A 6,902-nucleotide genomic window follows, 5' to 3' on the forward strand; every position below is an offset into this window, starting at 1 on the left:
TATCTGCCGTCCCTTGGACAGCCTTACTTTGGCTTCCTGCGGCTACTTGCCCTTCTGCTTCGCTTCCATCGCAGCCTTCAGCAGGTCCCCAAGATTGTTGCCGGCACTTTCCGTCTTGCTGTACTGCTGCACCAGCTTCTGCTGCTCGCGTTTGTTGATATGCTTGTGGTCCTTATCCATCGTCTCTGTAATTCCGCAGCCGAGGCACTGCACATACTTCCCGGCCTTGCCTTCCTTCATCTCCATCTTCTTATGGCACTGCGGGCAGCGGCGGTTCGACAGCTGCTTCTCGCCCGCCCGGGTGTAGCCGCAGTCCTCCTTCGGACAGACCAGCAGCTTGCCGCGTTTGGTCTTCTTTTCTAACATCCTTGTTCCACACTCCGGACAATGGCTGTTAGAGACATTATGCGGCTTGTATTCCGCTCCGCTGTTCTTCACCCCGGACACCAGCTCCTGGGCCATACTCCGGATACCCTGTAAAAAAGGCTCCGGGCGCCCCTGCCCGCGCGCAATTCTCTCCAGCTCCGCTTCCCAGCGTGCCGTCAGCTCCGGTGTACGCAGCTGTCCCGAGACCAGCTCAATCAACTGCTTGCCCTTGCCGGTCGGATGCAGCAGATTGCCCTGCCGTTCAATCGTATCCGAGCTGACCAGCTTCTCAATAATATCCGCACGGGTGGCCGGTGTCCCCAGCCCATGCTTCTCCATCTGCGTCAGCAGCGTGGCTTCATTATAACGCTTCGGCGGCTGTGTCCGTCCCGGCTTGATGATGCAGCGCGCAAGCTTCACAGGGTCACCTTCCCGCAGCTCCGGCAGCTTCACACTGCCTGCTGCGGGTTCATCCCCCGCATCCTCCTCGTCGTCATCCGAGCTCATATCTCCGCCGTATACCTCACGCCAGCCTGCATCCTTGATGGTAGTTCCCTTCACATAGAAGCTTTCACCATCTACGGTTACCGTCACAGCTACGGCATCATAACGGGCCGGAGAATAGAACAGGCTGATGAACCGCCTTACGATCAGATCGTAGAGTTTCCGCTCTTCCGCACTCAGCAGATTGAGCAGCACCGTCTGCTCTGTCGGAATAATCGCGTGGTGATCGCTGACCTTGCTGTCATCGACAATCCGCTTCGTAATCGGCAGCGGCTTCCGCAGCAGCGGTCTAGCGAGGGCTGCATAAGGACCGACAGCCACGCTGTCGAGCCTTTCTTTTAGCGTGCCCGTCATATCAGCGGTCAGATAACGGCTGTCTGTACGCGGATAGGTGACCAGCTTATGCTGTTCATACAGCTTTTGGAGCACACTTGAGGTCTGTTTCGCTGAGAAGCCGAATTTACGGTTGGCATCCCGCTGCAGTTCTGTCAGATCATAAGCCAGCGGATGCGGCTCGCTTTTCTCACTCTTCTGCACCTTAGTAATCCGTCCGCTGCGGCCCGTGAGCTTCTCCTTGAGGACCCCCGTCTTCTCCCTGTCAAAAATCCGGCCATCCCCGCCCTGCGCACGCCACCCCGCCTGGAAATTCCCGAAATCCCCAGTCAGCAGGTCATATTCCTGGGAACGGAAGCCGGTAATCTCATTCTCCCGGTCCATAATCATTCCCAGGGTAGGGGTCTGCACACGCCCCGCAGAGAGCGGCGCGCCGAACTTGCAGGTTAAGGCCCGCGTCACATTCAGCCCGATCATCCAATCCGCCTCAGCACGGCAGCGGGCAGATTCATACAGCCGGTCGAAATCCCGTCCAGGCCGCAGCGAAGCGAAGCCTTCTTTAATGGCCTTATCCGTCTGAGAAGAGATCCACAGCCGCCGGAACGGCTTTTTCCAGCCTGCCATATTCATAATCCAGCGGGCCAGCAGCTCACCCTCACGCGCCGCATCCGTTGCTACGATCAGCTCCTCTATATCCTGCCGCTTCATTAACTGCTGCACAGCCTTATATTGCTGGCTGGTCTCGCGCAGCACCTTCAGCTTGGCCTTCTCTGGAAGAATCGGCAGATCCTCCAGCGCCCAGGTTGCATATTTATTGTTATAGTCCTCAGGCTCAGCCAGGCCAACCAGATGCCCCAGCGCCCAGGTCACCACATATTTCGGACCTTCCATATAACTCTTCTGTTTATTCCCACAGCCCAGCACCCGCGCAATCTCACGGGCCACCGACGGCTTCTCTGCCAATACCAATACCTTCATCGTCCAAACCCCTCCCTGTCATCAACAACCTATTATACCATGACATACAAGTCCGCAATTATCATCAGGCCGAATTCCCTTCACTTCAGCTAGACTAGAATCATCCCCCAGCCGAAAGGAGTCACAGCCAATGCCCGCCTCAGAATTGTATAATATTATACCAGTAGGAGTAGTAACGGGAACACAGCAGAACCTGCGACTTGAGATTAGACCCGAATACAGACCTGCCTTGAAGGGGTTAGATGCTTTCAGCCACTGCCAGATCCTGTGGTGGATTCATGAGTTTGCAGATGATAGCTTCCGGGCGACTACTCAGATTGAGCCTCCCTATAATGCGCCGGTAAGCGGTGTTTTTGCGACCCGGTCTCCGGTCCGCCCTAATCCGCTTGGACTCACGGTTGCCCGTATTATATCCGTCGATCTTGATCAGGGAATTGTGGAGGTCAGCGGACTGGATGCTTATCCGGGAACGCCGGTGCTTGATATCAAAGCTTATTTCCCTTCCACCGACCGTGTTCGTCAGGTTAGAGTGCCCGCATGGGCCGCCTCATGGGGGAAGTGGACTGTAGAGTAACCATAAGAGGAGAGGACTTTATGAAGAACAGCCAGCTTATTCTGCAGGCGACCCAATATATCGAAGCGAATCTGAAGCAGCCGCTGTCTGTTCTGACCCTTTCCAGAGAGAGCGGCTATTCCCTGTTCCATTTCATCCGCCTGTTTCAGGGGGTTACCGGACTGACACCAGGCGACTATATAGCAAGACGGAGGATTTCAGAGGCGGCCAGGGATATTCTAGGCAGACCCGAGCGGACCTTTCACGAGATCTCACTGGACTATGCTTATAATGATTACGAGACCTTCACCCGGGCTTTCAAAAGACTGCTGCGCACCACCCCCACCCATATCCGCCATAAGTCTAACCAGGTTATTCCTATGTTTCTCCATCCCTTACAGCCGGCTGATTTACCGCATTGGTCAGAGCAGAAGGGCGCCTCTCCTGACCTGATTGAGCTTGGTGCAATCAGGCTTCAGGGGCCATTCATTACCGTTACGCAAGATCAGTCGGTCATCGGAGCAGCTTGGGAGCAGCTATTCAGCAATCTTCCGGCTATCCCGGACCGCAAGCTTCCAGAGCAGTATTACCAGCTAGGCTATTGGCCGAATAACTATGAGGATAACGGAATCTCCTTTCACATCGCCTGTGAGCTAAACTCCATATCATCTGTACATACCGGCACTAGCGTTCAGGCAAGCTGTGGACAAGCAGTCAACCACCTCCCTATCCACACTCTGCCGCCAGCACGTTATCTTAGATTTAAGCATACAGGGCCATCCGCAGAAGTTTCTGCTACCTACAAATATATCTATGGCGTTTTTCTGCCGAGAACCGATTACCGCCTGAACCTCCCTTATGAATTTGAATACTACGGTCAGGGCTATCTGGGACCCCACCATCCGAACTCCGTAAGTGAAATCTACATTCCGTTAACGCTGCTCTAATCAGCAAAATAACCCCACAAAGTGAGGCTTTAGCTTCGATGATGACTCAGGCCTTTTTCAAAAAAGCCCGCATCTGCACAGCAGACGCGGACAAGGGCTCAGCCTATCTTACCCATTCCCGTTTTCACGGTTCGCGGGTTCATGGAATCACTATAGTGCTCTCAAGATCCTTATGATAAGTTCTCACCGGTTTCCCATTGTCATCCAACAAGAGCTTCAGCTCATTATCCAAAGTGAATGTATACGGTCTGACCGTAATCGTCTTGGGTGGTTGCGGGAAGATATTGTACAGACTATCCACAATAGGATGCTGAACGGCCTTCCTCAAGGCATATCCTTGGGCGGAAGTAGCCACATTACCGGCATCATCCACAAGCTCATAGAATACCTCCGTTGGACCATATTCCCCTGTCTGCTCCGGTGATGCAGGCACTTCCCCTTCACTGGTGATGATCATCCTCATGGCAGCAGGCGTGATGTCCAGACTCTTTACTTTATAATGGAAGGAGTCTTTGCTCGCCCCCTGGCCCGGGGTAAGGTTGATGATTCCCTCCGCAAGTTTCTTCACCGTTACCTGGAACTCAAACGGCTCGGCGATCTGGGCAACCGGTACGCGGATATTTACCTTGAATTCGTCTCCGAGAGCTGATGTATTCCACAACTCTCTCATTTCCAATAAAAGGGTGTTTGGTTGTCCCTGTACGTCTCCTGTAGAAGAAGAACCAAAGCCGAGACGCTCCCCAGATTCCAGGGTAACTTCCGGCAACCCTAGCAGCCCTTTGGTCGATTGGTCAAACTCATCGGTTTTAAAGTTCGTAATCTCCGCCAGCACCCGCTCATCCACTACTCCAGCTCTTTCAAATCCAATGGCCAGCTGAATTCCGTCATAGAATACTTCCGTAACACTTAACGTCACTCCATCTTTGGTAACGCTCATATTAGGCGATGTGGTCAGGCCCTGTTCAGCGGCCAATTTCAGGCCCGGGTTGTCCGTGTGCTTGAATATACTGCTGAAGACAGGAATTTGACTCAAGGTATCGGCCCAGGCCGGGGAGATGAATCCTGCAGTTATCGTACCTAATCCTATCAGGGCGGCTATGCTTGCGGCTGCCAACGTCTTCTTAAGCAATTTGCTTCCTCCTCTGGTCTCCAAATGTTCGATCCGGTTCATAATCTGCTCATTATAGCTATCTACAGGAAGCTCTACTCTTCCGACGCTGCTGCGAATACGTTCCAGCATTTGCTTCTCAGTTTGATTCTGCCACTTCTCCATGAGCACACCCTCCCTTTTCATCCGCTTTTTGCTGAATCAGTTTTTTACGGAGCCGTTCATATTTTTTGCGCAGCGCCGCCGAACTGCTTCCGGTAATCATTGAGATCTCTTCGAAGCTGTATTGTTCAATGACACGAAGGATTAATAGCCCCCGCTCTTCCGAAGTGAGATTTTCAAAAATCCGGTCTACCGGCGACTCCTCCGGCAACGCTTGTTGATTCGTCATCAGTTGCAGCTTATAAAGGGACAGTAACCGGCTGCGGCGCTTACGCCTGCGAAGCTGGTCCAGGCAATGATGATAAGCCACCTTATATAGCCAGGCCGAAAAAGAAACCCGCCGTTCATAACGCCCAAGCTGCTGATACACCTTAACGAATATATCCTGCACAGCATCCTCCGCTTCTTCACGGCTCCTTAAGAGATAGTAGCAATACGTGTAAATCTTTCTTTCATACTCCTTAATTATTGTTGAGAACGCTTGCCTGTCTCCTGCGTGTACCTGATGAATGGCTTCTTCAATCTTATTTGGATTCATTGGGCCCCCGGGGTTGCCTTGCTCCAAAGGAATCACCTCCACTTTCCTTTTACACCTGTATAACGAATGCCAATTGTGTATTTGTGACATATAAGGAAATAGCAAATATGACAAAAGACAGTTCCCCTGAAATTCGAGCAACTGTCTAGATTTAACGCTATGTAAGTCTCCCTCAGACATCAACCTATCTTCTAAGCTTCAGGCAAGCTTCAAAAAAGATCCGCTCCCCGTCTTGCCCGCGCACATATAACCCTTCTTCAGTCAGAGAAGATCGCATAACACTAATCTCCTCAGCATATTTGGCTTCCTGAGCATAGGTGATATGAAGCCCCGTAAGCTCTAACTCCTCCCACTCCTCCAGCGCCAGGGCATCACAACATAAATCTGCATATCGCGCGTTGTTAAGATGTTTGTTGTTATCCAGCCCGCTATATCTTACCTGATAACTGTAAGTCTCCTGCAAGAGAAGTTCGGGTGGAAGGATTACTTTATCCGGCAGACTCCCTACGGAATCTTCTAAATACGGCTCAACAACAATAGGCAAGGCTGACGGACGCAAAATCTTCCGCTTCCCGATATCCACAAGGGCCCAGATCGATCGCGCCGAAGCAAGCTCTACACCTTGGGCGTCATAGATCCGGTAATCCCGCTGCCAGAGCGGTCCTTTGTTTCCTTTACTCCAGGTATGTACCTCAAGAAGCTCACCCGGGGATGGCAGACGCTGCAGATTCAGATCCAGGGTGATGACCATCCAGCCCATGCCCGCCTTGAGCATACTCTCCATACTTAGCCCCAGGCTGCTTACAGCCGAATCCGCAGCACGCTGCATGATATCCAGCAGGAAGGAGAGCTTGCCCCTTGAACGGTAATCCGTGTCACTTGCCTGAACCCTGAACTGCTCTGTCCACAAAAAGCTGCTATGCTTATCCATAACCTTTGGCTCCTTCACCTGTCTATCCCCAATTTTCGGTACCTATCCACATTATTGTACCGGATATCCACATCATTTGGGGAGAAGTATCAAAAAAACTAAATCTATCCACATGTGTATAACTATGCGCCACTTGTAAGAAGACCTGGAATCTACTCACAACCTGTCCACAAGGCTTCCCCGAAAATACAAAAAGACCACTATTGATTTCTCAACAGTGGTCTTGTGTGCTTGGCAACGTCCTACTCTCCCAGGACCCTTCGGTCCAAGTACCATCGGCGCTGGAGGGCTTAACGGTCGTGTTCGGGATGGGTACGTGTGGAACCCCTCCGCTATCGCCACCAAACGGGCATTTACAGCGTAAATGCTTCAGGAATTTGATTCCTGAAAACTGAATCCGAAATGAATCTGCGTTTGCCCTTCTTACGGGGCCCCCGGAAAGTACTCGGAATCCGCTTCGTCAGCGTCATCTTCACTTTTTG

Annotated in this window: 6 protein-coding genes and 1 rRNA gene; 2 read left to right on the top strand and 5 right to left on the bottom strand. The window is 52.0% G+C overall.

What is annotated here, in order from left to right; translation table 11 throughout:
* Positions 1 to 42: 42 nt before the first annotated feature.
* Positions 43 to 2,181, bottom strand: coding sequence for a DNA topoisomerase III (locus tag C173_RS27015; protein ID WP_036730954.1), 2,139 nt, complete (start codon positions 2,179 to 2,181; stop codon positions 43 to 45).
* Between the two features lie 130 nt (positions 2,182 to 2,311).
* Here C173_RS27015 and tsaA point away from each other — a divergent pair, with 130 nt between their 5' ends.
* Together tsaA and C173_RS27025 are read left to right on the top strand one after the other, a co-directional pair.
* Complete coding sequence (gene tsaA, locus C173_RS27020; RefSeq protein ID WP_051478466.1) at positions 2,312 to 2,755, top strand: tRNA (N6-threonylcarbamoyladenosine(37)-N6)-methyltransferase TrmO; 444 nt, start codon at positions 2,312 to 2,314, stop codon at positions 2,753 to 2,755.
* A 20-nt stretch (positions 2,756 to 2,775) separates the two neighbouring features.
* Positions 2,776 to 3,681 carry an AraC family transcriptional regulator gene (locus C173_RS27025; RefSeq protein WP_036730956.1) on the top strand — a complete coding sequence of 302 codons (906 nt, stop codon included), beginning with the start codon at positions 2,776 to 2,778 and terminating at the stop codon, positions 3,679 to 3,681.
* A 139-nt stretch (positions 3,682 to 3,820) separates the two neighbouring features.
* On the opposite strand, the gene C173_RS27030 is transcribed toward C173_RS27025, so the two are convergent.
* The 4 genes from C173_RS27030 to rrf form a co-directional block, all read right to left on the bottom strand.
* Positions 3,821 to 4,954 (bottom strand): DUF4179 domain-containing protein, encoded by a 1,134-nt coding sequence (locus C173_RS27030; RefSeq protein ID WP_036730958.1) that lies wholly within the window; start codon positions 4,952 to 4,954, stop codon positions 3,821 to 3,823.
* Entirely contained in the window at positions 4,929 to 5,489 is a 561-nt protein-coding gene (locus C173_RS27035) for an RNA polymerase sigma factor (RefSeq protein ID WP_036731006.1), read from the bottom strand. Before C173_RS27035 ends, C173_RS27030 begins: the two co-directional genes overlap by 26 nt.
* Positions 5,490 to 5,673: 184 nt before the next feature.
* Positions 5,674 to 6,420, bottom strand: coding sequence for an acyl-[acyl-carrier-protein] thioesterase (locus C173_RS27040; protein WP_036730960.1), 747 nt, complete (start codon positions 6,418 to 6,420; stop codon positions 5,674 to 5,676).
* 229 nt (positions 6,421 to 6,649) lie between these two features.
* Positions 6,650 to 6,766 (bottom strand): 5S ribosomal RNA (gene rrf / locus C173_RS27045).
* Positions 6,767 to 6,902 lie beyond the last annotated feature (136 nt).

Source organism: Paenibacillus sp. FSL R7-277, assembly GCF_000517965.1.
Lineage (GTDB): Bacteria > Bacillota > Bacilli > Paenibacillales > Paenibacillaceae > Paenibacillus_AQ > Paenibacillus_AQ silagei.

Excerpts from the sequence above, each read along its gene's own strand:
- C173_RS27015 (WP_036730954.1), bottom strand. The coding sequence starts at position 2,181 with ATGAAGGTATTGGTATTGGCAGAGAAGCCGTCGGTGGCCCGTGAGATT.
- tsaA (WP_051478466.1), top strand. The coding sequence starts at position 2,312 with ATGCCCGCCTCAGAATTGTATAATATTATACCAGTAGGAGTAGTAACG.
- C173_RS27025 (WP_036730956.1), top strand. The coding sequence starts at position 2,776 with ATGAAGAACAGCCAGCTTATTCTGCAGGCGACCCAATATATCGAAGCG.
- C173_RS27030 (WP_036730958.1), bottom strand. The coding sequence starts at position 4,954 with ATGGAGAAGTGGCAGAATCAAACTGAGAAGCAAATGCTGGAACGTATT.
- C173_RS27035 (WP_036731006.1), bottom strand. The coding sequence starts at position 5,489 with ATGAATCCAAATAAGATTGAAGAAGCCATTCATCAGGTACACGCAGGA.
- C173_RS27040 (WP_036730960.1), bottom strand. The coding sequence starts at position 6,420 with ATGGATAAGCATAGCAGCTTTTTGTGGACAGAGCAGTTCAGGGTTCAG.